The sequence below is a fragment of the Biformimicrobium ophioploci genome (assembly GCF_030270605.1).
In the GTDB taxonomy this organism is placed as follows: domain Bacteria; phylum Pseudomonadota; class Gammaproteobacteria; order Pseudomonadales; family Cellvibrionaceae; genus Biformimicrobium; species Biformimicrobium ophioploci.
In genome coordinates, this window is record NZ_BSYJ01000002.1 from 647,095 (window position 1) to 672,872 (window position 25,778).

The 25,778-nt window shown below is 58.4% G+C and carries 22 protein-coding genes; 9 read left to right on the forward strand and 13 right to left on the reverse strand.

Translation table 11 applies throughout. The features are described 5' to 3' along the window. Positions 1-61 precede the first annotated feature (61 nt). Positions 62-916: a phosphodiester glycosidase family protein gene (locus QSJ80_RS06240; RefSeq protein ID WP_285763546.1), complete on the forward strand. Its 855-nt coding sequence runs from the start codon at positions 62-64 to the stop codon at positions 914-916. On the opposite strand, the gene QSJ80_RS06245 is transcribed toward QSJ80_RS06240, so the two are convergent. Further along, positions 917-1,333, reverse strand: a complete 417-nt coding sequence (locus QSJ80_RS06245) for an MAPEG family protein (protein ID WP_285763547.1) — start codon at positions 1,331-1,333, stop codon at positions 917-919. After that, the gene (locus tag QSJ80_RS06250; protein WP_285763548.1) at positions 1,330-1,839 is read right to left on the reverse strand and encodes a YbaY family lipoprotein; all 510 of its coding nucleotides are present in this window, start codon (positions 1,837-1,839) and stop codon (positions 1,330-1,332) included. Before QSJ80_RS06250 ends, QSJ80_RS06245 begins: the two co-directional genes overlap by 4 nt. Before the next feature lie 151 nt (positions 1,840-1,990). Here QSJ80_RS06250 and QSJ80_RS06255 point away from each other — a divergent pair, with 151 nt between their 5' ends. Next, positions 1,991-3,799 carry a purple acid phosphatase family protein gene (locus QSJ80_RS06255; RefSeq protein ID WP_285763549.1) on the forward strand — a complete coding sequence of 603 codons (1,809 nt, stop codon included), beginning with the start codon at positions 1,991-1,993 and terminating at the stop codon, positions 3,797-3,799. A gap of 11 nt (positions 3,800-3,810) precedes the next feature. Here the strand turns inward: QSJ80_RS06255 and dinB are convergent, their stop codons facing one another. Continuing rightward, positions 3,811-4,908 (reverse strand): DNA polymerase IV, encoded by a 1,098-nt coding sequence (gene dinB / locus QSJ80_RS06260; RefSeq protein ID WP_285763550.1) that lies wholly within the window; start codon positions 4,906-4,908, stop codon positions 3,811-3,813. Between the two features lie 79 nt (positions 4,909-4,987). Between dinB and QSJ80_RS06265 the strand changes: the two genes are divergently transcribed. The 3 genes from QSJ80_RS06265 (at position 4,988) to QSJ80_RS06275 (ending at position 8,378) form a co-directional block, all read left to right on the forward strand. Next, complete coding sequence (locus QSJ80_RS06265; RefSeq protein ID WP_285763551.1) at positions 4,988-7,219, forward strand: S9 family peptidase; 2,232 nt, start codon at positions 4,988-4,990, stop codon at positions 7,217-7,219. 229 nt (positions 7,220-7,448) lie between these two features. Next, positions 7,449-7,679 carry a hypothetical protein gene (locus QSJ80_RS06270; RefSeq protein ID WP_285763552.1) on the forward strand — a complete coding sequence of 77 codons (231 nt, stop codon included), beginning with the start codon at positions 7,449-7,451 and terminating at the stop codon, positions 7,677-7,679. Between the two features lie 75 nt (positions 7,680-7,754). Then, entirely contained in the window at positions 7,755-8,378 is a 624-nt protein-coding gene (locus QSJ80_RS06275) for a paraquat-inducible protein A (protein WP_285763553.1), read from the forward strand. Between the two features lie 9 nt (positions 8,379-8,387). Here the strand turns inward: QSJ80_RS06275 and trhO are convergent, their stop codons facing one another. The 9 genes from trhO to QSJ80_RS06320 form a co-directional block, all read right to left on the reverse strand. Next, positions 8,388-9,389: an oxygen-dependent tRNA uridine(34) hydroxylase TrhO gene (trhO, locus tag QSJ80_RS06280; protein ID WP_285763554.1), complete on the reverse strand. Its 1,002-nt coding sequence runs from the start codon at positions 9,387-9,389 to the stop codon at positions 8,388-8,390. Positions 9,390-9,484: 95 nt separating this feature from the next. After that, on the reverse strand, positions 9,485-10,195 hold the full coding sequence (locus QSJ80_RS06285) for an SCO family protein (RefSeq protein WP_285763555.1): 711 nt from the start codon (positions 10,193-10,195) through the stop codon (positions 9,485-9,487). Between the two features lie 24 nt (positions 10,196-10,219). Then, entirely contained in the window at positions 10,220-10,540 is a 321-nt protein-coding gene (locus QSJ80_RS06290; protein ID WP_285763556.1) for a cytochrome C oxidase subunit IV family protein, read from the reverse strand. Between the two features lie 21 nt (positions 10,541-10,561). Then, entirely contained in the window at positions 10,562-11,185 is a 624-nt protein-coding gene (locus QSJ80_RS06295; RefSeq protein ID WP_285763557.1) for a heme-copper oxidase subunit III family protein, read from the reverse strand. 116 nt (positions 11,186-11,301) lie between these two features. After that, complete coding sequence (locus QSJ80_RS06300; protein ID WP_285763558.1) at positions 11,302-11,982, reverse strand: cytochrome c oxidase subunit 3; 681 nt, start codon at positions 11,980-11,982, stop codon at positions 11,302-11,304. Continuing rightward, entirely contained in the window at positions 11,979-13,805 is a 1,827-nt protein-coding gene (locus QSJ80_RS06305; protein ID WP_285763559.1) for a cytochrome c oxidase subunit I, read from the reverse strand. Before QSJ80_RS06305 ends, QSJ80_RS06300 begins: the two co-directional genes overlap by 4 nt. Next, on the reverse strand, positions 13,802-15,178 hold the full coding sequence (locus tag QSJ80_RS06310; protein ID WP_285763560.1) for a c-type cytochrome: 1,377 nt from the start codon (positions 15,176-15,178) through the stop codon (positions 13,802-13,804). The genes QSJ80_RS06305 and QSJ80_RS06310 overlap by 4 nt, the downstream gene beginning before the upstream one ends. Positions 15,179-15,193: 15 nt before the next feature. Further along, positions 15,194-15,739, reverse strand: a complete 546-nt coding sequence (locus QSJ80_RS06315) for a hypothetical protein (RefSeq protein WP_285763561.1) — start codon at positions 15,737-15,739, stop codon at positions 15,194-15,196. A 259-nt stretch (positions 15,740-15,998) separates the two neighbouring features. Then, positions 15,999-16,883, reverse strand: a complete 885-nt coding sequence (locus QSJ80_RS06320; RefSeq protein WP_285763562.1) for a LysR family transcriptional regulator — start codon at positions 16,881-16,883, stop codon at positions 15,999-16,001. Positions 16,884-17,072: 189 nt separating this feature from the next. On the opposite strand from QSJ80_RS06320, the gene QSJ80_RS06325 reads away from it, so the two are divergent. From QSJ80_RS06325 to QSJ80_RS06340, 4 genes are all read left to right on the forward strand, one after another. Next, entirely contained in the window at positions 17,073-19,052 is a 1,980-nt protein-coding gene (locus QSJ80_RS06325) for an acetoacetate--CoA ligase (RefSeq protein ID WP_285763563.1), read from the forward strand. A gap of 92 nt (positions 19,053-19,144) precedes the next feature. Next, on the forward strand, positions 19,145-19,507 hold the full coding sequence (locus QSJ80_RS06330) for a hypothetical protein (RefSeq protein ID WP_285763564.1): 363 nt from the start codon (positions 19,145-19,147) through the stop codon (positions 19,505-19,507). Between the two features lie 118 nt (positions 19,508-19,625). Continuing rightward, positions 19,626-21,383, forward strand: a complete 1,758-nt coding sequence (locus tag QSJ80_RS06335) for an autotransporter assembly complex protein TamA (protein ID WP_285763565.1) — start codon at positions 19,626-19,628, stop codon at positions 21,381-21,383. Further along, entirely contained in the window at positions 21,383-25,180 is a 3,798-nt protein-coding gene (locus QSJ80_RS06340; RefSeq protein ID WP_285763566.1) for a translocation/assembly module TamB domain-containing protein, read from the forward strand. Before QSJ80_RS06335 ends, QSJ80_RS06340 begins: the two co-directional genes overlap by 1 nt. A 35-nt stretch (positions 25,181-25,215) precedes the next feature. Here QSJ80_RS06340 and QSJ80_RS06345 read toward each other — a convergent pair whose 3' ends face one another. Next, positions 25,216-25,659 (reverse strand): hypothetical protein, encoded by a 444-nt coding sequence (locus QSJ80_RS06345; protein WP_285763567.1) that lies wholly within the window; start codon positions 25,657-25,659, stop codon positions 25,216-25,218. Positions 25,660-25,778: the final 119 nt, after the last annotated feature.

Here is a 25,778-nt window from a genome sequence, read left to right on the forward strand (position 1 = left end):
TTGGGTGCGCGCTCGAAGCGCTTTGGCAGTTTTGTGCGCAGCGAAATGGGCACGATTACGGGTGTTCGCCGGCTGTACGCTTTGCGCGATCACGGCAGCGGCACTGGAGCCTTCCTGGCAGGAACGCTCCGCCGAGTTCGACCTGCCTGCGGGGATAGGTTTCCACGTGGATGGGGAGCAGGCCTGGTACCTCGATATTGCCGCCAGCGCACTGGCCAACATGGCATTGCAGCTGGTGCCAGCCCTGAAACCGGCCGCAACACCGATGCGGGAATGGGCAGCTGGCGAAGGCGTTATCGCAGCCATCAATGGAGGATTCTTTGCCGGTGACAGGGCGCTGTCACTGGTTGCAGTCGACGGGCAGGTCCTTGCCCATAACATTCCGGCACTGACACGCAATGGTGTGCAACTGCCGGTTTTGCGCAGTGCCTTTTTCCTGCATGCAGACAATACCTCCAGTATTCACTGGTCTTATCAATCTGGCAGTTCAGCGCAAGAAATACAGGTTTTTGAAAAGCCGTTGCCTTATGCTGCGGGGCAGGTAGCGCCCATCGCAGTGCCAAAAGCAGGCCGCCCGCTCGCCCTGCATGCGGCGATAGGCGGTGGCCCGCGATTGCTGACACAGGGTGTCGAAACGCTCACTTATAACGAAGAGGTTTTCTGGGGATCCGGTGTAGAGCTGGATGACGTTCGGCCGCGCACCGCCATTTGTAGCCGGCAAAACGGGGACATCATCCTCTATGTCCACAGGGGGATAGCGCTACGCAAAGTTCCGGCAAGGTTGCGGCAATTGGGATGCTGGGATGCGATGAACCTGGATGGTGGCGGCTCCAGTGCATTCTATCTGGGTGGGCAGGAAGTCTTTGACCAGGGGCGGCCGGTACCCGCCGCCCTGTTGTTGCAAACCAGTGGCTGATCAGGCGGTTGCCTGGCTGGATACCCGCACCAGCAGGTAAACCCAGAGCGCCAGCACACAGACATTACCGGCCATGAATGCATACAGGCGATGCAACACGTTGTTGTAAGTCAGGTGGATAAGCGCATGAATACAACGTGCTGCCACGAATGCCCAGGCGATTCCCACCGCAAGACGGTCTTCAATACCGAGAACAACGAACAGCGTTGCCACCACGTAGAAAAGCACCGGGATCTCGAACAGGTTGCCAAAGTGGCGTGAGGATTTGGTAACGCTATCGGGCAGGTCCTGGCCCTGCATCAGGCGGTAGTAGCTGAGTGAGACCCTGCCGCTTTTAACGCTCTTGATGCGCGCGGAAAGTGTCACGGTGGTGACGATGAACGTCAGCAGCACCATGGCGAAGAGCGGATAGATCATTGCGGGCCTTCCTTTATGTTGTCTTCCGGGGTAGGCGGTTTTTTCTGTCCGGGTTGCTGGCCAACACGCCGCAGCAGTATTTCAACGGAGCTGCCGGCGTCGTAGGTCAGCACCGGATGGACGGTATCCGATGTGAACCACAGTTGCCCATCGACTGTAATGCGTGCGCGCACGGCATAGCGATGGTTTTCTTCAATAATCCCGGGCGCGTAGGGAATACTGAATGCGAATGGAGGGCCCGATACCTTGCTGATGGTCGTGCGGCCTAGTTCCAGCGCAGCCTTATCGGCAATCGAGATATCTTCCAGTACTGCTTCGAACGTCGCGCCGGGTGGCAGTAGCATGCGCTCCCGATAGGTGGCGACGCCTGTTATCTGGGCCATGGCCTCCGCTTCACCACCGGAAGTGGATTCGGGTGCTGCCTTCCGGTCTGAGCAGGCACTACTGCATGTCACCAATAACATCAGCAGTGCCAGGCGAAAGTTTGTTTTTCTGGTCAGATTCATAGGGTCCCTGTATCTGGTTGCTGTGGGTATTCTAGGGGAGCGGGCAGGTAAAGAAAATGTGTCCGGGCCGGTCGGTCGCTGTAACAAAAATACCTCATGGACGCGCTAGGCTGTTGTAAACAGGGCAGTTTTGGAAGAGGGGGAACGGTAAATGTGGTTGTGCCGGTTGTTTTTCACGTCGCTACTGGCGCTGTTGAGCTGTTACTTTCCGCTGCCCGGCCTGGCCCACGATGGCCTGTCAGTGCATGACGCGGCCAGCCGACTGCTCGAGCGCCTGCGAAGCAGTGATACCCCTCCGGCACTTGGCAGCAAAGATACCGGCGCATTGCTGCGATTGCTGCAGCCCGACGAGCGTCGCGCCTTTGCCGAAAACCATGTCTATTTCCGCAGCTCCCAACCAGTCGAGGTCCAGCTCGCATTCGATGTGAAGGTCGAGCAGGAGGCTTTCTGGTTGAAAGAAGCGGGCTTTGCCCCTGGCCGCAAAGTTGCGCAGTATGCCGGGCGCGGGTTCAGGGTCTGGAAGAAGTCCTACCCGGCGGGGGAGGTCAGGCTGGGCGTGAATTCCTTTTCCGGGCGGGGCTTTCACTACCTGGTAGGTCTGCGCCCCCTGACACAGGGAAGTCCGGTAACCATCAGTGAATCCTACCCGGCAGGCCTGCAGCTGGTGGAGTGTGCACCTGGCCAGCGGCCCTACCGGGACATCGAATATGCGCTGGAAAGCTGCCCGGCGGGGCTGTCAGGTACCCAGATCGTTCAGGTCGCTTCTGAATCCCGTCGGGATGCGCGTGTGCTGGATGTCCTGCGCAGTACCGTTTTCCCGGCCGGGGACTTTCCAGATCAGCTGGTGATGACCTGGGCGGGGGACCCACAAACCACCCAGTCCCTGCAGTGGCGCAGTAGCGAGCAGGCGAACTGGGGTAAGGTCAGGCTGGAGCGGCTCGACGACGATGGCAGGGTGCTTGAGACGCGCACGCTGAACGCCGAGCGATCGCTGCTGGTGGATGATGACCTGGTCAATGATACGCGGGTCGCGCGCTATAGCCAGGCGCTCAGTGCGCTCAAGCCCGGCACGAAATACCGCTATAGCATCGGTCGCAGCGACGGCAGTGGCTGGGCGAGGCCCGGCGAGTTTTCAACTGCGCCGGCGCAACCGGAATCATTTTCGTTTGTGTATATGGGCGATGCCCAGAACGGCCTGGACCAGTGGGGCAAGCTGGCGGTCACGGCAGTACGGGAGGAACCCGAAGCACGCTTCTATATCATGGCCGGGGATCTTGTTGATCGCGGCAACGAACGCGACGACTGGGACAACCTGTTTGGCTATGGCGCGCAGATGTTTGGGCACCGTCCACTGGTGCCCGTCATTGGCAACCACGAGGTGCATGGTGGCAATCCGGACCTTTACCTGAAACTGTTTGACCTGCCGAAGAATGGCCCGGCGGGGATTGCCCCGGAAAGGGCGTATCATTTCACATACGGCAATGCGCTCTTTGTCATTCTGGACTCCAACCTCGAACCTGCGTCACAGGCGGAGTGGCTCGATCAGGTGCTGGCGCAATCGGACGCGAAATGGAAATTTGCCGTCTACCACCACCCCGCATATTCAGCGAAACCGGAACGTTCCCATAAGGGAGTGCGCAAGCACTGGGTGCCGATATTCGACAGGCACAAGGTCGATGTGGTCATGCAGGGGCACGATCATTCTTACCTCAGAACCTTTCCGCTTAAGGATGGTAAACAGGTGTCAGAGGGCGAGGGCACGGTGTACGTGCTGTCTGTGAGCGGTACCAAGATGTATGAGCAGGCTCCAGGAGACTATGCGGAGTTCACGCTGGAAAACACGGCCACCTACCAGACCCTGGATATCCGGATCGAACAGGACCGGCTGATTTACCATGCCTACGATGGCAACGCACGCCTGGTGGACAGTTTTGAAATCCGAAAGGATACAGGCCGTTAATGTTGCGTTGATCAGAGCGGTTCCCGGACCGGTGCCACGGTTTTCTTCTCTTCCGGCCAGAGTTCATATTGTAAAGGACCGCCATCGTCCTGCAGGTCGATCAGCTTTACACCCACGCCGAGCAGCCGAATCGGGTCACTGCGTTTCTCCCAGCACAGACCCAGCAGGTGGCGAAACTCGGAAATACGGCAGGACTTGTTGGCACGTTCCTGGCTCATGCTGGTGAAATCGTGGTATTTCACTTTGACGAAGGCGCCGGAGATACGGTAGCGGTCGTCCATTTTCTGCAGTCGCTCGGTCAGACGCTCATAGAGGCGTGCCAGCTCGCGCTGCCATTGTTCAAGCCCGTCGATATCCTCACTGAAGGTGTGTTCAACACTGGCACTCTTGCGGCGCCGGTCGCTGCTGACACCGCGCTCATCGATACCGCGAGCCAGTTCGTACAGGCGCTGGCCGAATTTACCGAAACTGCGGGCCAGATCCAGTTTGCTGAAGCGGCGCAGGTCTGCACAGGTCTGGATGCCCATGTTGTGCAGTTTTTCGGCGGTGACGCGGCCCACCCCGTGAATCTTGCGCACCGCCAACTGATGCACAAATGCCTCGACCTGGTCCGGGCGAATCACGAACAGCCCGTCCGGCTTGTTCCAGTCACTGGCGACCTTGGCCAGAAACTTGTTGGGGGCGACGCCGGCGGAGATGGTGATATGCAGCTGCTCGCGGACCCGGGCCCGTATTTCCTCCGCGATCAGGGTCGCGCTGCCCTGGCAATGGGCGCTATCACTGACATCCAGATAGGCCTCATCGAGGGAAAGGGGTTCTATCCTGTCGGTATATTCAAGGAATATTTCCCTGATAGATTGGCTGACCTCACGGTATTTTTTCATGTTACCCGGTACTACCACCAGGTCCGGGCAGAGTCGCACGGCGTGCGCCGTGGCCATTGCAGAGCGCACCCCGAAGCGGCGCGCCTCGTAGTTGCAGGTGGAGATGACCCCGCGTCTTTGCGAAGAACCACCAACAGCGATAGGCTTGCCGCGCAGATTCGGGTCATCCCGCATCTCAACGGAAGCGTAAAAGCAGTCGCAGTCGGCGTGAATAATCTTGCGCATACTGCGATTATATACAGTATTCGCTGAATTGCGCGCATGGAAGCTGAACACCATTACTCAAAATAGCGGACTCCCTATCGTGAAACTCAAACACCTGATGTTGGGCGCTCTGGTTGCACTCAGTAGCCAGTCCCACGCTGAAAAGCTGACCATCGAGCGTATTTTTTCTGACCCCGCGCTGGCAGGCACGACCCCGCGTGCGCTTGAAATTTCACCGGACGGCAGCCGGGTTACCTTCCTCAAGGGGCGTGAGGAAGACTACAACCGCTATGACCTGTGGGAATACAACCTGGCTGAGGCCAGGACCCGCGTACTGGTCAATTCCGACTCCCTGCACAAGGGCGCCGAGGTACTCTCGGACGAGGAAAAAGCGCGCCGCGAGCGCCAGCGCATTTTCGGCAGCGGTATCATGGAATACACCTGGTCCGAGGACGGCAAGTCCCTGCTGTTCCCGCTGGCGGGCGATGTCTACTACTACGGCCTTGCCGACAAGGAATCTCGCCGGCTCACCAGAACCGATGCCTTCGAGACCGATGTGCGTGTTTCCCCCAAAGGCCGCTACGTATCCTATGTGCGTGACCAGGATATTTTCGTCTACGACCTCGACAAGGGCCGCGAACGCCAGCTGACCACAGATGGTGAGGGCCCGATCAAGAACGGAATGGCCGAGTTTGTCGCGCAGGAAGAGATGGACCGCATGACTGGCTACTGGTGGTCGCCAGACGAATCCCACATCGCCTACCTGCAGGTGGACGAGAGCCCGGTGGACCTGGTTACCCGCAGCGAGATTTATGCGGATTCGATCAAGATGATCGAGCAGCGCTACCCGGCGGCTGGGCGCCCGAATGTGACGCTGAAGCTTGGCGTCCTCAGCCTGGAAACCGGCAAGACCCGTTGGCTCGACCTGGGCAAGGAAACCGATATCTATATCCCGCGGGTCGAGTGGGCCAATGCTGGGTTGCTGAGTTACCAGTGGCAGGATCGCAAACAGCAGAACCTCGAATTGCGCTTCTTCGATCTCGAAAGTGGCAAAACTCGAGTTGCCTTGAAGGAAAGCAGTACTACCTGGGTCAACCTACATAATGACCTGAAATTCCTGAAGGACAGTGATCGCTTTGTGTGGGCGTCCGAGCGCGACGGGTTCAAGCACCTGTACCTGTTCGATATGGATGGCCGGCTGGCCCGCCGCCTGACCAAGGGAGAGTGGGTTGTGGACGAGCTGATGGCCGTTAATGAGGAGACCGGTGAGGTGTTCTTCACAGGCCGGGCGGATACCCCTCTCGAGCGTCACCTGTATTCAACAAAGCTGGCGACAGATGCACCGGAAAAGGTGGCACGCGTATCGAAGCGTGCTGGCATGCATGAAATTAGCTTTGCCGAGGATGCCTCTGCCTACGTCGATACGTTCAGCAATACCACTACGCCAGAGCAGGTGAGCCTGCACGACGCATCCGGCAAGCGCCTGACCTGGCTGGAGGAGAACGCCGTGGAGCCCGGCCACCCGTTGCATAGCTTTATGGCGGACTGGATCGAGCCGGAGTTCGGTACTATCAAGGCGCCCGAAGGGCACGAACTTTATTATCGAATGTTTAAGCCGAAAGAGTTCGACGAAAATAAAAAATATCCAGTGATATTTTCCTTGTATGGGGGGCCTGGTGTTCAGATGGTCCACCACGGGTGGAGCAGGGCGAAAAGGGCGTACACTAGAGCATTTAACCAATATCTGGCAGAGCAGGGGTTTATTGTTTTTACCCTGGATAACAGGGGTTCGCCTGCACGCGGCAAGGCGTTCGAGGATCCCATTTACAAGAAAATGGGTTCGGTAGAGGTCGACGACCAGGTAACCGGCGTTAAATTCCTGCGCACCCTGCCATTCGTGGATGCTGGCCGGGTCGGCGTGTTCGGCCACAGCTACGGCGGTTATATGGCACTGATGAGCATGTTCAAGGCGGGCGATTATTTTGCTGCCGGTGTTTCCGGCGCCCCGGTAACGGACTGGGCGCTGTATGACACCCACTATACCGAACGTTATATGGGCAACCCTGGGCCGGATGCGGACGCCTACGCGGCATCCTCGGTATTCCCCTATGTTGATGGCCTGAAGGGCGCGCTGCTGGTCTATCACGGCATGGCCGACGACAACGTGTTGTTTACTAACACCACCAAGCTGGTGAAGGAGATGCAGGACAAGGCGCTGTCGTTCGAGATGATGACCTACCCGGGCAAGAAGCACAGCCTGCGTGGCAAGCAGACGCGCATTCACTGGTACAGCATGGTCGAGGACTTCTTCAAACGTCACCTGCAACCCTGATGCAGTGACCGCGGCCATCCCGGCAGGGTGGCCGCAATTTCTTCTTTCTACCCTTTTACATTGCGGTATGAGTTTTCCGGGAAAAACCGGCGACGAATCCCGCGCATAAATCTTTTAAAAGTCGTTGTTTTTTCTGGCGGCCTGTCATTGCACTGCTACTTTCAAAGTAAGCAAGCGTCGCAAAAATTTGCGGTCGCGCGAAGCGTAATGAATAAGGAAAACAAGCGCCATGGAATTCAATTTCCTGCACGGGCCTGCGGATATATTCGGGCTTGTTGTTATTTTGTTCAGCCTTGTGCTTATTTTTGCGCAGGCCTATGAGCAGAACAACACCCGGGGTATAGGGTTTTTGTTCCTATCCCCGGTACTGATTCCGGTGTTTATCATCACGAACTGGAAGATGGCCAATGCGTGGGTCTATGGCACCGTGATTGGCGCACTGGTAATCTGGTTTTTTTGACAAACGCAATCTTCGCTTTCCGTTTCCCCAAACCTCTCCGACAATATCAAATGTGAATCCTGTCGCGGAGGCTGCATGCCCACCAGAAAAATCATTGCATTGTGCGCCATCTTCGGCGCGCTGTTATTGCTTTATCCCGGGGTAACCCAGCCCGTCCTGACCCTGACCGGCACCATCGAGAAGTCGGAGCTTATCCGCGGGGCGATAGATGCGTTTGCGGGGGAAAGTGATGACAACCGGCGTATGCTGACGATGTTTTCCAGCATGCTGGGGCTCGACCGGATTGAGGGACAGGTGGAGGCCTATAACGAGACCCGCAGTATTCTGGGAACAGCGGAAGCCCTCTGGGATGGTGGTGACGAGCTGGTTGCGTTCCTGGTGGTGCTGTTCAGCATTGTCATTCCGCTGACCAAGCTATGGATGCAGCTTGTTTACCTGGTATTGCCGCATGAGCTGTGGCAGGCGCGGATCGGGCGCTTTATCGGTGCGGTAAGCAAGTGGTCGATGGCGGACGTTTTCCTGATGTCCATTATCGTCGCCTACCTGGCTGGCAGTGCCAAGGGCAAGATGGGACAGATGCTGACGCTGGACGCGCAGCTGGAGGTGGGGTTCTACTGGTTCTTGGCCTACTGCCTTTTCTCCATTGCCTCGACGCTGTTGATTGTGCGGCCCGAGCAGCGGGCCGCATCACAATCCTAGCTGGATGGCCTATTTCTCGGCCTGTCGCTTGCGGGACAGTTCCTGCTGTTCCCTGCGATGGGTTTCCTTGGCCTGGCGGCGTTGATTTGCTGCTTCGCGCGCGGCATCGCCAATATGGATCTCGCCACGCAGGCGCGCCAGCTGAATCTGCTTCTCGCGCTCCATGAAACGCGCGCGGTCCGCGTCGGAATATTTGTCAAAGCAGCGCGGACAGCTGACGCCCTGCAGGTACTTTTCTGAGGCCTTGTCTTCTTCTGTAATGGGCAGGCGACAGGCGTTGCACTGGTCGTAGTGGCCGCGCCGCAGGTCGTGGTCCACGGTTACCCGGTCGTCAAATACGAAACACTCGCCTTCCCACAGGGTTTCCTCCTTTGGCACCTCTTCCAGGTACTTGAGGATGCCGCCCTGCAGGTGGTACACCTCGTCAAAGCCCTGTTCCTTCAGGTAAGCGGTGGACTTTTCGCAGCGGATGCCGCCGGTGCAGAACATGGCGACTTTCTTGTGCTTCGCCGGGTCCAGGTTTTTCTTCACGTAATCCGGGAACTCGCGGAAGGTATCGGTCTTGGGGTTGACTGCGTGCTTGAAAGTACCGACCTGGACTTCATAGTCATTGCGTGTGTCTACCAGCAGGACTTCCGGATCGCTGATCAGCGCATTCCAGTCTTCCGGCTTGACGTAGGTGCCGACCACGCGCTTCGGGTCAATGCCCTCAATACCCATGGTGACAATCTCGCGCTTGAACTTGACCTTGCAGCGCTTGAACGGGCGCTGGTCGGTGAAGGATTCCTTGTAGTCGATATCGGCCAGGTTAGGCTGTTGCTGCAGCCAGGACAGCAGTCCGTCGATGCCCTCGCGGGCGCCGGCTACGGTGCCATTGATGCCTTCTTCAGCCAGCAGCAGGGTGCCGCAGATATTGTGCTGTTCCATGGTGGCGAGCAGGGGCTCGCGCAGCGCCTCGAAGTTGTCCAGGCGGACGAACTTGTACATGGCGCAAACTACGTATTGCGTCATTTCTTTTTCCTCATGCGTTCCGGAGCGTAAATCCGGGGCAAAAACGAGGCGCCATCATACCGAAGCGGCAGAATGCGGGCCAGTTGCTTTTATGATCAGCGCAGATGCCGGCGGATGGCTGTGTAGTCGCGTGCGATCTGCTCTGCCGAGAATGACTGGATTCCGGGGGTATCGGTGCCCGGCTTGAATACGGCCTGCAGGGCGCCGTCCGGATTGGTCAGGAAGATATGCACCCCGTGGCTCACGCGGTAGGGTATTCCCGCCGCGGGAGAGGGCGTGGTCGGATCGGACGGGTTCGGCGTAGATTCCGTTGGCGTCAGCATTGCCACGATACCGAGCGAACGCTCGAAGCCGAGATGCCTGCCGTCGCCTGACATGCGCAGGCCGATAAAGCCCGGATCGAAATAGGGGACGTAGAGCGCAAGCTTTGCGCGGGTATCGCGCTGGGGGTCGACGCTGTAAAACAGCACCCGGGTATCGCGCGCGTCAGCCTGCTGCAGGGCTCGCATGGTTTCCGTCAGCGTGGCGAGGGTGGCAGGGCAAATGTCCGGGCAGTGCGTGTAGCCATAGGCAATCAGGTGCCATGTTCCGCGCAGCTGTTCATTGGAAAAGAGGTCGCCAGTGTGTGACTCCAGTGTGAACGGTTGCAGGGGCAGCGGGTTCTGGATCAATACACCCTGTATCCTGGGCGGGGCCTCTTTGCCTGAAGGCAATAGCAGCAGTGCCAGCAGGCCGGACAGCAGGAATGCCGAACAGAGCGAGAGCAATATCGCGGTCCTGGCGTGTCCTCTGGTTCTCTTCAGCACAAACGGCTCCTGCAGTGGGCGGAATCACTCGGACGACAGGAAGCCCAGTCGATTCAAAAACGTGTATTCCCCTTCGATTGCCATCAGCAGGACCAGCAGCGCAATTGCGATGGGCGGGATGAACAGTACCAGCTTGAGTGAAAGCCTCTCCCATTTGAGATGCATGAATATCGCCATGATCAGGCCGGCTTTCAGCAGCATCAGGATCACGATCAGGGCCCAGCGCAGGTAGCCCTGGACCTGGTAAAAATCCACCATGTAAGACATGGCGCTCAGGACAAAGAGCAGCGCCCATATCTTGAGGTAGAGCCCGATGGGGTGCTGCTGGTCACTGTCGCTGCGCATTTCCCGGATTACCTGTTCCCGTTACCAGAGATAAAAGAAGGCGAAGATAAATACCCAGACCAGGTCTACAAAGTGCCAGTAGAGCCCGGCGATTTCCACGATCGCGTATCCCTTGCGATCGTAATGGCCCCGGCGGACATGGTTCGCAATGATCAAAAGGTAGATCACGCCGGCGGAAACATGCAGTCCGTGAAACCCGGTGATCATAAAGAACGACGATCCGAACTGGGGTGCGCCGAACGGGTTGCTCCAGGGCCGCACGCCCTCACTGATCAACTTGGACCACTCATAAGCCTGCATACCAACGAAAGCGGCGCCGAGCAGGGCGGTTGCAAGCATGAGCTGGGCGGTTCTTTTACGGTTGCCCCGGTAGCCATAGTTGACCGCCATTGCCATGGTGCCGCTACTGGTGATCAGCACGAAGGTCATGATGGCAATGAGCAGCAGTGGCACATGGACGCCGGAAATTGTAAGGGCGAATACCTCACTGGTATTGGGCCATTCCGCCAGACTGCTGATGCGCACTTTCATGTAGCCGATCAGGAAAATGCTGAAGATAAATGTGTCCCCGAGCAGGAAGATCCACATCATCAGCTTGCCCCACGGCATGGGGAAAGTTTCCTTGTCGGCGGCCCAGTCATTCACCACTCCGGGCAATCCTTGCAAGGAGTCTGTCTTACCGGTCCGGCTTTTCATCGGATGCCTGCTTCGTCATGGTGCTGCACCGGCTCGGGCACGCTGTGTTTACGGGTAGGGGCATACTAGAAACCGCAAAGCTGCGCGATGAGCCGGTAGGTCTCCGGGCTGCTGGTCAGTAGCGCAAACAGGGCCAGCCACAGCGCAAAGAGGTAGTGCCAGTAGGTGGCGCAAAGTGACAGCCCCGGGCCGAGTGAGCGGATAGCGCCGCCGGCCAGAACTTTGCGTGTCACGAGTGTGAGCGCGATCAGTCCGCCCAGCAAATGCACCCCATGTATTGCGGTATACAGGTAAAAATAGCTGTTTGCCGGGTTGCTGCTGACGAAGTAGCCCAGTGCCACCAGATCGCGCCACACCATCAACTGGCCGACCAGGAATAGCGCGGCAGTAAATGTTGCAATTCCCAGCGCCCAGGCGGTGGGCGCTGATCGATCACGTACTGCGGAGTAGGCCGCCACCTGTATGGCGATGCTGCTGAGCAACAGGAGCCCGGTGTTGACCCACAACCTGGATGGGTCGGTCAGCGGTTGCCAGGGCGCGCCTGCCAGCGCCTGGAAATCCGCAACCTGTGATCGCGACAGGAAAGTGATGGTGATCAGCAGGAACAGCACGCTGACAACCGCGAGAAAAAAGCGCAACGCGACACGCGCGGGCGGAGTCTGTGGCATGCGTTCTATCAACGCCGCGCCGTCAGCGGGCCCGATCTGCTGCCAGGGTTTTTCAGAGATTTTTTCCAGGAATTTCATACCGTCTTGCTGCTATCGGTTTCGTCGGGGGACTGGTTCTCCGTGCCCGTGTGCCGCGGCAGGTGATCGGCCGGGGCGAGTGACCGGTCTGCCCATTCGACCTGCTCGGGCGCAACGTTTTGCGGAATGAAGTCCCACCTTGCGCCCGGTACACTGAAGTCATAGGCCCAGCGATACACCACCGGTAACTTTTCACCCCAGTTGCCGTGTGCCGGGGGATTCTCCGGAGTCTGCCACTCCAGTGTCGTGCAGCCCCACGGGTTGGGATCCGAAACCTCCCTGCGCTTCAGGCTCAGGAATATATTGGCAATAAAGAACAGCTGAGCGACACCGACGATGATGGCGGCAACGGTGATGCTCGCATTGAGGCCTGCGGCAGAGTCGGGCAAAAATGCGGTATCACCCATGGCGTAGTAGCGGCGTGGCACGCCGAGAAAGCCGAGGTAGTGCATCGGCAGGAATACGGCGTAGGCACCGAGGAAGGTGATCCAGAAGTGCCACTTGCCGAGTGCCTCGTTGAAGCGCAGCCCGGACACCTTGGGGAACCAGTGGTAGACGGCTGCGAAAATCACCAACACCGGAGAAACTCCCATCACCATATGGAAGTGGCCGACAACAAAGTAGGTATCTGAGAGGGGCAGGTCCACGGCTACATTGCCGAGGAATAGGCCGGTGAGGCCGCCGTGGATAAAGGTGAAGATAAATCCTATCGCGAACAGCATGGGTACGGTCAGGTGAATGTTGCCCTGCCAGAGCGTCAGCACCCAGTTGTAGACCTTGAGTGCCGTGGGTACCGCGATAATCAGGGTGGTGGTGGCGAAGAAAAAACCGAAATACGGGTTCATGCCACTCACGTACATGTGGTGCGCCCAAACGATAAAGCTGAGGCCGCCGATAATGACGATGGCCCAGACCATCATCCGGTAGCCGAAAATATTCTTGCGTGCGTGGGTGGCGATGATGTCGGAGACCAGGCCGAAAGCCGGCAGGGCGACGATATAGACCTCCGGGTGCCCGAAGAACCAGAACAGGTGCTGGAACAGGACCGGGCTGCCACCGCTGTGCTCAAGCTGCTCGCCCATGGAAATAATGGCGGGCATAAAAAAGCTGCTGCCCAGGAGCTTGTCGAACAGCATCATGATCGCACTCACCAGCAGGGCCGGAAATGCCAGCAGGCCCAGTACGGTTGCGGTGAAGATGCCCCAGATGGTGAGGGGCATGCGCATCAGGGTCATGCCCCGCGTGCGCGCCTGGAGTACGGTGGTGACATAATTCAGGCCACCCATGGTAAACGCAACGATAAATACCGCGAGGGAAACCAGCATTAGCACGATGCCCCAGTCGGTACCGGGTGTGCCCGCGAGAATCGCCTGGGGTGGATACAGGGTCCAGCCGGCGCCGGTCGGCCCTCCGGGTACGAAAAAGCTCGCCAGCAGGATCAGGACAGAAACCAGGTAGAACCAGTAGCTCAGCATATTCAGGAACGGAAAAACCATATCCCTGGTACCGATCATCAGCGGAATCAGGTAGTTGCCGAATCCACCCAGGAATAAAGCGGTGAGCAGGTACACCACCATGATCATGCCGTGCATGGTCACGAACTGGTAATAGGAACTCGGGTTGATGAAGTCGAAACTGCCGGGAAAGCCGAGCTGCAGGCGCATCAGGCCGGACAGGACCACCGCGATCAGGCCGACAAATATGGCAGTGGCGGCATACTGGATTGCGATGACCTTATGATCCTGGCTCCAGATGTACTTTGTCAGGAAGCTGCGCGGGTGATGCAGTCCTTCCTGCTGGTCTGCAATCGGTGTGTGGTTCATTCGTGCACTCCGTCGAGGGAGTTGATATAGGCGAGCACGTCATCGATGGCCTGTTCGTCTGTCAAAATTCTTGCCATGAACAGCATCTCGTGGCCGTAACTGTCTTTCTGGTGGGTACCACGCAGGCCGGCCTTGAAGTTCAGCAGCTGTTGTTTCAGGTACCAGTCCCGCTGGCCTGCCAGCCTCGGGGAGTTGGTGGCGAAATTGCCCTCGCCCTGCTGGCCGTGGCAGGCGCCACAGGTGACGTAATAGTGGCGCCCGCGACGGGTGTCACCATGGATTGTGGTCAGCGGTGTGAATTCCGGCAGCGCACTGAGGTAAGTGGCAACATCCACCACCGCCTGCTGGTCCGGCAGGGTGTTTGCCATGGGGGCCATCTGCTGGCCGAGCTTGTCTTCCGGGCTGGCGCCGCGGATGCCTTCCCTGAAATAGTGAATCTGGCGCTTCAGGTACCACTCCGACATGCCGGCAAGTCGGGGCGCCTTGAGAGATGGGTTGCCCTCTCCGTTCGGTCCGTGACAGGCTGCGCAGGTGGCGTAGTGCGCTTGCCCCTTGACGGGGTCACCAGCGGCGATCTGCTGCGACTGTGCGAATGTCGGTTTACCGGCGAGCCACTGCGTAAACGCCTGTTCGGGCTCGACAATGACCTTGCCGCGCATGGCGAAGTGCGCAATCCCGCATAATTCCTCGCACAGGATTTCATATTTGCCCGGTTTTGTGGGGGTGAACCACACAAAACTCTGTAGCCCCGGTACCAGGTCCATCTTGACGCGGAACTGCGGTACGGTGAAATTGTGCAGTACATCCTTGGAGCGCAGTAAGGCCTTGAGTGGCTTGCCCTCGGGGAGGTGCAGTTCGTTATCGGACACCAGTATGTCGTCGAGCCCGGCTTCGTCCCGGGGGTCGATGCCGAAGGGGTTTTTCTCGCTGATAAATTGAGTCGCGACCTTGCCCAGCCTGCCATCCTCGCCCGGAAAGCGGAATGTCCAGTGCCATTGCTGGCCCAGCACTTCGAATTCGGCGGCATCCTGCGGCGGCCTGACAAATTCAGACCAGACCAGTAGCCCCGGCGCAAGCATGATCGCAACGCCCGCTGCGGTAATGATCGTAAGCCAGCCCTCGAGCTTCTTGTTCTCCGGTTCGTAAGCGGCCTTCCGGTCGGGCTGATCGGGGCGTTTGCGGTAACGGTAGATCGCAAAGGCGAGAAACAGGTTGACCGCAATGAATACGAATCCGGTCACCCAGATTGTGATGTCAACAGTCGTATCAATGGCGTGCCAGTTGGACGCGAGTGGCGTGAACCACCAGGGGCTCCAGATATGGAACGCGACGGTTCCGATTACCAGTAAAAGCAGGGTAATGGCGATTCTCATGGTGGCGCCAGAATCCTAGGTGCAGGTGACTCTTTTGAGCCGACAGAGCGGGTTGATGAAATGCGCATCCTCTGCAGCCAGGCGCACACTCGGATGGCGTTCCTGCATCGCCTTTTTTACTTCGCGCTCCCTGATACCGGGTGTATAGATCAGAATCAGGTGCTTGCCTGCTTCCAGTTCATCATGGAATTCGGTGAGCTTGAAATTTTCGCGGGCAACGCCAAACAGCCCCCCCTCCCAGATACCGAACAGCGTTGTCACAGCGATAATGGCAATATAAATCTCGAACGGCGGTTGCGAGCCAAATGGCTCGAACAGCATAAGCAGGCCCACAATCGAGAGAGCTACCCAAAGCCCCAGGGAGGCGCCTAGCAGGGCGGTGCACGCCAGCTCCAGGGTTTCGATATAGCTGCTGCTGCCGATCTTTTGCTGGCTAAGGCCGGATTCCTTCTTGCCGATGACGTTGAGTAGCAGGTCATCCATACCGGTTATGCACAGGTCATCGGCGACGCGTTTGCTATCCTCGGGCGTCGGGGCAACATAGTAGATGCACTTCATCATTATTCTCCTTGTTACGCTGCCGTGCGTTTCGACACGGTGCTGCCAGGCCTGCCGGTTGCCCACAGAGAAACTGATAACTGCACTGTCAGGGGTTAGTGACGGAAAGTGGCTCATTCAATCAATAGCATAATTGTGGCCCGTTGCAGGGAGCTTCGGGCCGAGAGGGAAAGGGAAAACAAGCTGCCGCCAGAAACGCGCGGTTTTGTGATGGCATACGCCAGTGAGGGAAACGCTGGTACCAGCCGAGGCCAGTTTGCGCTCAGCTACCCAGCCTGTGCTCGATCAACCTGGTGAAGGCCGCTGCGGCGCTGGACAGAGCGGAGAACTGCCTCGCAACAATGCCGACGGATTTTTCGATGACGGGCTCTGCCACCGGAATACAGCGCAGCCCGAGCAGTTCCATTTGCTCGCGGCACAGGTTGGGTACCACACTGATTCCGAGGCGTTTGGCCACCAGTTCACCGATCGTGCTGAGCTGGCCGGCTTCGCACACATGCCTCAGCTGGCGTGCACCCGCGGCCTGTTCCGTCCATCGCCGCACGGCAGAGCCGCGATTCATGGCGACGAAGGGCTGCCCGGCAATATGCTGCCATTCGACCTTGGTCCGTTTTTCCAGCGGGTGCGTCGCAGGTACGATAGCCACAAACCGGTCTGTGAACAGCGGGCGGAACTCCATGCCGCGCAAGTCGTCGGGGCGGAAAGTGATTCCCACCTCGGCGGTGCCGGCAGCCACGGCCTCCAGGGTCCGCTCCATGACTATATCCTGAACCACGAAGTTGATGTTCGGGTGGTCCGAGTGGAAGGCTTGCAGCAGCGCAGGCAGCTGGTTCTGGGCGAAGGAGGGCATCGCGGCGATGCTGAGGTTGCCCTGATGCAGGGAGAACTGTTCACGCGCGTTGTCGAAAGTGCGGTCCCAGTTCAGCAACAGCTGTTCCGACTGGCGCAGGAAGTGCTGGCCCTCGGGTGTCAGCTGCATCTGGCGATTCTCGCGGGTAAAGAGGGCGCCACCCAGCTGCTCCTCCAGGTTGCGGATGGCAATGGACAGTGCGGCCTGGGTGATATGCAGCTGTGCGCTGGCGCTGGACAGGTTGCCGCTCCGCGCCACGGCCACGAAGGCGCGCAGTTGTTTGAGGGTCGCGCTCATAGGGCAACAGTGCCGATCGCTTGTTAAGGTTAAGTAAAGTTTAACAAATATAAAAAATATTAAAATTAATTTATATCTGGTTTGGGGGCATTATCTGGACTGCTCCGGGGTTGCCCCGGTCCGGTCGTCCCCGCGCCGGCGCAACCGATTACAACAATAACCGGATATCACTGATAAGAAGGTAAGCCCATGACAGCACCATCAGCGACGCCCCAGCCCCTGTGGCAGCCGTCCGCAGAAGCCATTGCAGCCACCCAGGTGGACGCTTTCCGGCGCGAAATCAACGACAAGTTCGGCCTGGCGCTGGCCGACTATGACGCTCTTTACGACTGGTCGGTCCAGAATCGTGAGGCCTTCTGGGAGCACCTGTGGCAGTTTTCCGGTGTGGTCGCCAGTGAGCGCGGAGAGCGCGTTCTGGGCGACGATTCCATGCCGGGCGCCGAATGGTTCCCGGATGCACGCCTGAACTTTGCCGAGAACCTGCTGAAATACCGCGACAACGAAGTGGCGCTGGTGCAGCGGCTGGAAAATGGCAGTCGCCGCCAGGTCACTTACGCCGAACTGGCCGCAGAGGTGGCAGCGGTGGCCGAAGTGCTGAGGTCGCGGGGCGTCACCAAGGGTGACCGGGTTGCGGGCTTCATGCCGAATGTCAGTGAAACCGTGGTGGCGATGCTGGCCGCAACCAGCGTGGGTGCCATCTGGACTTCTTGCTCACCGGACTTCGGTATCAACGGTGTCTTCGATCGTTTCGGCCAGGTGCAGCCCAAGGTGCTGTTCGCGTGTGAAGGCTACTTCTACAACGGCAAGACCCTGGACTCTTTGCCGCGGGTGAAGGAAATCCTGGCGCGTATCGATTCGATCGAGTCGGCGGTCATCGTGCCGGTCGCACGCGACGAAGCGGATACCGCCGCTGCGATTGCAACGCTGTCGGCCACAAAGACCTACACGCAGTTCAAGTCTCATGCGCAGGGCGCGCCGCTGCAGTTCGAGCAGGTGGCCTTTTCCGACCCGCTCTACATCATGTACTCCTCCGGGACCACCGGTGTGCCCAAGTGTATTGTGCACTCTGTTGGCGGCACCCTGTTGCAGCACCTCAAGGAGCACCAGCTGCACAGTGACCTGCGTCGTGAGGACAGCCTGTTCTTCTACACCACCTGCGGCTGGATGATGTGGAACTGGCTGGTGAGTGGCCTGGCCGTTGGTGCGACGGTGGTGCTGTACGACGGTTCGCCTTTCTATCCGGCCCCGGAATGCCTCTGGGATATGGCGGATGAAGAGAGCATCAGCCTGTTCGGCACCAGTGCGAAATATATTGCCGCGCTTGAAAAAGCGGGGGCCAAACCGCGCGAGACGCACAAGCTCGACAAGCTGCGCGCTGTCATGTCCACCGGCTCACCGTTGGCGCATGAAGGCTTCCTCTATGTCTACCGCGATATCAAGGCGGACCTGTGCCTGTCCTCGATTTCCGGCGGCACCGACATCCTTTCCTGTTTCTCCCTCGGCTGCCCGGCGCTGCCGGTCTACGCCGGCCAGCTGCAGTGTCGTGGCCTCGGTATGGCTGTGGAAGTCTGGGACGACGACGGCAAGCCGGTAGAGGCAGAGAAGGGTGAGCTGGTGTGCACCAGTTCCTTCCCGTCCATGCCGATCGGTTTCTGGAATGACCCGGATGGTGAAAAATATCACAGCGCCTACTTTGACAGCTGGCCGGGTATCTGGGCACACGGCGACTATGCGGAAATCACGCCGCAGGGTGGCATGGTGATCTACGGCCGTTCCGATGCGGTGCTCAATCCCGGTGGCGTACGTATCGGTACCGCGGAGATTTACCGCCAGGTAGAAAAGGTCGAGGAGGTTGTCGACAGCATCTGTGTGGGCCAGGAGTGGGGCGATGATGTTCGCGTGGTCCTGTTCGTGGTCCTGCGCGAAGGTGTCGAGCTCACCGATGAACTGGTTCAGACCATTCGCAAGACAATCCGCGCCAATACCACGCCGCGCCACGTACCGGCCAAGGTGATACAGGTGGCGGATATCCCGCGTACCATCAGCGGCAAGATCGTCGAACTGGCTGTACGCAACGTGATCCACGGCAAGCCGGTGAAAAATAAGGACGCGCTGGCTAACCCCGAGGCGCTGGACCTTTACGTGAACCTGCCAGAATTGCAGAATTAACCCGAACCGGGTAACCGACCACTTGCCCGGTTGCTGGCGGCGCTATTTACCGGCGCCGCCGTCGGGCAATTTTGCTTTTTGCAGGGACGCATATGGTTACCTATCTCTACTGGCTTCTGGTTCTGTTTCTTACCGCCGGCGTGGCTTTTGCCGGCTTTCGCTTCGGTACCGCAAAAATCGGCCTGCTGGCCGCAGCGCTTGTATTCCTCGTGGGCTTTATCGCCTATCACTTCCACTACCAGCAGCTGTTCGTCAAACGTTATGGCGGCGTAATGACGATCAGCGTGCCTTCCGGGCAGCGCCATATCGCCTCCACCTGGAAGGATGACCATCTCTGGGTTGAAAACTACGATCCCGCAACCAACCAGTGTATTTTCAGTGAGTACTCCAAGGGGAACCTGCTGGAGGGTAAGGTGGTCATAAAAAACTGTAACCCGTTGATGCCCAACCAGTAACGGCCGGCGAACCTGCTCCGGCGTTACTGCTGGAGACGGCTGTCCCACATCCATTGCGCTATGATTATGGCGTCTGCATGCGCCTGCTGGCGCAGAATAGAGGGCTGTTCGCCGCCAAATGACAACAATAAGATTTCTGCTGGCTACCGCACTGTTGCTTGGCTGTTTTTCCCAGGCCCAGGCACTGCCATTCTTCGAAAACCTGCCGGACTACAAGGTACGCATGCAGGGGGATTTCGAGGACCCTGAATTGCGGGGCTGGTTGCGCGATGAGCTGCAGGCGTTGCGCAAGAATGATCCCGTCATTAAGGAGTTTGAAAGCCTCGACAAGGTCGCCCGTTATGAACGGGGGCGCCTGAATGAGCTGCTGCGCTCCGTTGGCTATTACCGTGCCCAGGTTCGCTACCGGATCACCGAAGAAGTGATTCACTACCTGGTGCGCCCGGGCCCCGTTTACATCATCGAAAGCGTCAATGTGGACCTGCCGCCAATGAATATGGCGGAGCCGCTTCCCGACCTGCCGCTGGCAGCGGGAACGGCACTGGTGGCCTCACGGGTGCTGGAGGGGCGGGAGATTATTGCCCGTCACGTGGGCCAGCATGCGTGCCTGCTGGATCTTGAGGTGGCCTACGACGTCAAGGTGATCCACAACATCGCCCAGGCGCGGGTTGTATATCGTGTCTCACCGAGCGCGCAGGTGAATTTTGGCGAGATCTATTTCAGCGGCCTGGAATCCATACAGGAGGATTACCTGCGTGGCCTGGTGGGTATCAAGCCCGGCGACTGCTTCAGCCCGCAGGCCCTGGATAGCGCACGTTTGCGGCTATTGAAAACAAACCTCATTGCCGGTGTCACTCCGGAAATCTCTGAACCCTATGACGGCCGTGTCGATATCTACCTGCACGTACAGGAGCGCAAGCACCGTACTTTTCGGGCGGGTGTGGGATACACCTCGTCCGAGGGCTTCGGCGGGGCACTGGGATGGGAGCATCGCAATTTTTTCCAGCGCGGCGAGCGGGTCGATATCTCCACCAAGGTCAACAAGGTACAGCAGTCGCTGGAGGGAGCGCTGACGGTACCGCGCTTCCTGCGTACGGACCAGCAGTTGCGTGGCGCACTGGAAATCAAGGCTGAAGAGCTCGATGCTTACGAGGCGGATTCGGTCAGCCTTTCCGCGCTGGTCACCCGGCGGCTGTCAAAGCATCGCAAGGTCAGCCTTGGTGGCGAGCTGAAATACAGCGATATCCTCGATGAGGGGGTGAGAGATTCATTCACGCTGTTTGCTCTGCCTGTCGCCGGTACCTGGAACACCACGGATAATATCCTCGATGCGAAACGGGGTGTTTCACTGGGACTCGAATTCAAGCCGTTTATAGACCTGAACTCATCCAGTACGCAGTTCAACAAGACGACCTTTTCTGCCGCGGCGTTTCATACCTTTGAGGGCACGGGCTATACGCCCACCATTGCTGCGCGTTTTGTCGGTGGTGTCATCACCGGGCTGGCCAATGAAAGAATCCCCGCGGATGAGCGCTTCTATGCCGGTGGTGGCGGTTCTGTGCGCGGCTATTCGTACCAGTCCCTCGGCCCGCGCCTGGACGGCGCATCGACCGGTGGACGCGGGCTCACCGAAATTTCTCTGGAGACGCGGTTCCGGGTCAACGAAGACTGGGGCGGGGTGGTTTTCGTCGATGGTGGCAACGCCTTTGAAAGCTCCGCAGTAAAATTCGACAACCTCTTCTGGGGTGCCGGTATCGGCGTACGCTATTTCACCAGCTTCGCGCCGCTGCGTTTCGACATTGCTTTCCCGCTGGATCGTCGCGATGGCACTGACGACCCCTACCAGATTTACGTCAGCTTCGGGCAGGCTTTCTGATGCGGAATGAGGCCAGGCATCCCGGTGCCGGCAATCCGTTACGCGCGCGTGGAGGTATTTTGCGGCGCGTGCTGTTTGCTCTGGTGGCCGGGCTGGTACTGATACTGGGTTTTATCGGGTGGTCGCTGCAGACCGACAGTGGCCGCACCTGGGTAACGGGCAGGGGACTCGCGCTCGCGCAGACATTTGTACCCGGCCTGCGCATTTCTACCAGTAAGCTGGAAAGCCCGTTACTGGGGCACTGGCGGTTCGGGCAGCTCGATGTCTACTACCGGGAAAAGCCGCTGTTGAGTGCAAGGCAGTTGAACCTCAAGCTGGCGACGAGCGCGCTGATGTCGCGGATGGTGCACCTTCAACAGCTGGGGGCGGAATACCTGTTCCTCGACCTCGACGCCCTGCCACAGGCAGATTCACCGGCTGAACCGGGCTCTCTCGATTTCTCCCTTGCGCAGTTGCCTTCAGTAAAACTGGAGGATGTCCATGTTGATACGCTCGAGCTCCACTCGGGCGCCTTGCCGGACTTTCCTGAAGTTGAGCTTATTGCGGCGGCGGAGCTCGCCTGGCGGGATACCTGGGCAGACCTCCAGCTCAAGGTGCGCAGCCTCGAGGAAAAGCCTTTCGAGCTGGAGTTGGAAGCTTCCGCGGAGCGGCCGGACGTCATGGAAATCAAGCTCGGACTGCAGGAGCCGGGTGGCGGGTATATCGGCCGGCGCGCACAGCTTCCCGATACGCAAGCTCTGGATACCCGCTTGGCGGCGCAGGTTCAGTTGCCAGAGAGCAGCAGGATGGGGGTCGTGGTTCACCGTCTGTCCTCGCCACTACAGAAGCATTTCCTGGTGGTCAGCGGGCCCATGCAGCTGGAACTGCAGCCGTTGAAAATTCACTCTGAAGGGCTCGACTGGCAGGTTGATGACACGCGGCATTTTTTTCGCGGTGCTATCGACGCAGAAGGGATAGACGGCCAGCTTGAAATCAATCGCATGCCGGTGGATGTCAGTGCGCCTTTCCAGGAGGTACTGAGGGGTGGCTGGTTGACTGCAAAGTTGAAAGCGGAAGGACCCTGGAAGCAGGTTCAGCTCGATGGCGAGCTGGAACTGCAGACTTTGCTCCGGGGTGAAGACCTTTCCGTACAGGGGCGCATCAGTGCGGACCGGACGAACCTGGTACTGGAAAGTGCGGAAATCAAACTGCGGGATATGCAGGCGCGGGGCAAAGGTACTTTTGCGCTCGGGTCTGGTGAGATCCTGCTGGACCTTGATGCATTCAATGTGAACCTGGAGGCTATTGCTGCGCTGACCGCACCGATGCCGCAGGACCTTGCCCTGACGGCTGATCGCCTTGTGCTGAAAGCCAGCGGCCATTGGAAGGATCCACAATTTTCCGTATCCGGGGGCGGTGGGGGCCGCTACCGTGAGCTGCCGTTTGATTTTACGGCGGACGGTGAGGGCAACCTGGATAGATTCGAGCTGAGCGCGAGCTTGGATTCGTCAGCCGGTATTTCAATGAATGCGCAGGGAGCGCTGCGTATTCGTGATAAATCCCTGCGCATACAGAGTGAAGACATCAATGCACAGCTGTCTGCTCTGGGCCTGCTGGTGGATTCGGTTCCGCAGGACTTCAGTGGTGAAGTACGTGGGCAGGCTTCACTGGAAGGGCCCTTCGACAGGCTTGCCATTGCGTCGGGGCTTGAAGGCAGTGGTACGTATCGTGGCCTGGATATGCAGTTTCAGGCGAATGTAGAGGGTTTTACCGATGATCTGCAGGTTCCCGCGCTTGCAATCGCGCTGAACCGCCCGGGCGAAGCGCGCGGCAGCGCAGGTGAACTACGTGCCAGCGGGAATATTTCGCCGGCTCGGGGCACTTTGTACTTTGACCTCGATGGCCGGCAGGTGCCGCTTTCACTCGCCGAGCTCTTTGGCATGGCGCTGCCGGAGGGGCTGGCCGGAACCGTGGATGTCACGGGCGTTGCGCGTGGGGCACTGTCGGCTCCGGAGGCCGATTTCGCCGTTGCCGGTGCGGGGCGTTATCGGGGCGAGGCCTGGGAGTTGCGCGGTGAAGGCCAGGTGCGTGGTGCGGATATCCAGCTGCCCGCGCTGACGTTACAGTTTGGCCTGTTGAACCGGCTCGATGCGACCGGCGGCATCCGCGCTGGCGAAATGGACTGGCGCGTTGATACCGAACTGGATGCCGATTCCATAGCGGAGCTGATTCCGCTCTCTCTGCCACCGGGCGCGAAGGTGCGTCTGAAGGCCACCGGTTCCGGACCATTGGCGCAACCGTCGCTACAGGGTGAGTTACAGCTCAGTGCCTTGTCCCGTGGGATCAATGCTGATGGAGAGCTACTGGATAATATTCCGGCTTCGTTCGATCTTGCGTGGCGTACCGAGGCCAGCCAACTGCTCTGGAACGGCACGGTGACCAGTGCCGGACGACAGATTGGTTCCCTGAGCGGGGACCTCGACATACAAGGCGTGTTCGACCCGGGGCAGGCGCGCGCGCAACTGCCACTGCGGGGCAGCATCAACGGCGACCTGCGCCTGGCGGGGGCGGGTTTGCTGCTGGATCCGGATCTTCACGATTTGCGCGGCCACACCATATTAGGGTTGGAACTGCTCGGCACCTGGGGGCTGCCACAGTTCAGGGGCGGCCTCTCCATTGAAAATGGCTTCTATGAATACGAGCCGCTTTCCATGCAGCTGGCAGATATTGGCGTGAAGATGGAGTTCGCCCCTGATTACTGGCGTGTGGTCGATGCCAGCGCGACAGACGGACAGCGTGGTCGTTTGCGCCTGAGCGGTGACGTGCGGCGTCAGGAAGGCAATTACTATATGGGCTTTGATCTGGCACTGCGGAAAGCGAAGTTACTGAATACACCGCTGGTGGAGTCTGCCATTTCGGGTAACCTCCGCCTCTCCGGCACTCCGCAGGATGCATTGCTCGGCGGCCAGCTCGAGTTGCGGCCGCTGGAAATCCAGGTCGCACACCTGACCAGTAAATCCATTCCATCGATTGAGGTGGACGAGCTCAAGAGTGATGCCGAGGCCAGCCGCAAACGGCCCTCGCCACTGCAGAATGTGGCACTCAATATTACTGTGGTCCTGGACCAGCAGGCCTATGTCAGGGGCATGGGGCTTGATTCAGAGCTGCAGGGCCGTCTCAATGTTGCGGGTACCCTGGTCAAGCCCGAAGCCCGCGGTAACGTCGAGATAGTGCGCGGCAAATTCGATATGCTGGGCAAGCGTTTTCGCCTGGATGAGGGCCTGATCCGGGTGGAAAATAATGTGGCCGGGCTGTTCATCAAAGGGGTGCATGAGCACAGTGAAGGCTCCATTACGACGGAAATCTCCGGCACTACCGAGGATATCAAGGTCGCGTTTTCGGCCACGCCGCCGGCTGCAGAAGACGAGATCTTTGCGCAGCTGTTGTTTGGGAAGTCGGTATCCGACATTTCGCCCCTGCAGGCCGTGCGCCTGGTGACCACCATTCGCAGTCTCAAACAGGGTGGTGGGTCATTCTTCGACCCGGTCTCCCAGACACGTGACCTGCTTGGCCTCGATACGCTCGATATCCAGACGGGCGAAACGGCAGAGGGTGAGCAGGAATTTGCACTCGGAGTGGGCAAGTATGTCACCGACCGGATCTATGTCGAGGTTCAGCGCACCACTGACCCGGTTGAGCCGTGGCAGGGGACCGCTGAAGTCGATCTGAAGCGCAATCTCAACCTTGAGGTCAAGACCCATGAAAGCAATGATAGTGGGTCGGGCAGTGTGGAATTGCAGTGGAAGAAGGATTATTAAACCGGGCACTGGGATGCCCGGTAATAAGACATTGGTTATTTCAATACCAGTTCCTGACCTAAGCGATTTCCGAGGATTGTCCGGATTTTTCCACGTTCAATTGTAGCTTCGGCACCTTGTTCCCGAGTTTGGTTCAGAACCTTTTTTGCGATTTCATCGTAATATTCGGGGCCCTTGTCATATGTAGCGAAATTTGGGCGTTCGACGAGGAGCATCAAGTCCCAGTCCTCTAGGTTGCCTGGCTGTGCGGCGATGACCTTATAGGAAATCACCGTTCCACTTTCAATTTCTGCTTCCAGGAACTTTTTCCACTTACTTTGCAGGTTGTCCATGTAATGGTCGAAGTGGCCGGGTTCAGTACGAATGTACGATACTTCCCATACGGTTCCTTGCGAATACGAGCGAGTGTCAGCAAGAGTGTTGCTGCTAAGTGCGAGAGTTGCGAAAAGAAATACCGCAAATTTTAATAAGGTTTTCATGACTATTGTCCTAGTTTCGGAAATGGATACTTCTGTTAACAACAAGCGGGAATGAGACAGAAGAGAGAAAGGGTGGTCAATAACATTGGATAACAGGTAGCACTTGGGTCCCATTTTGT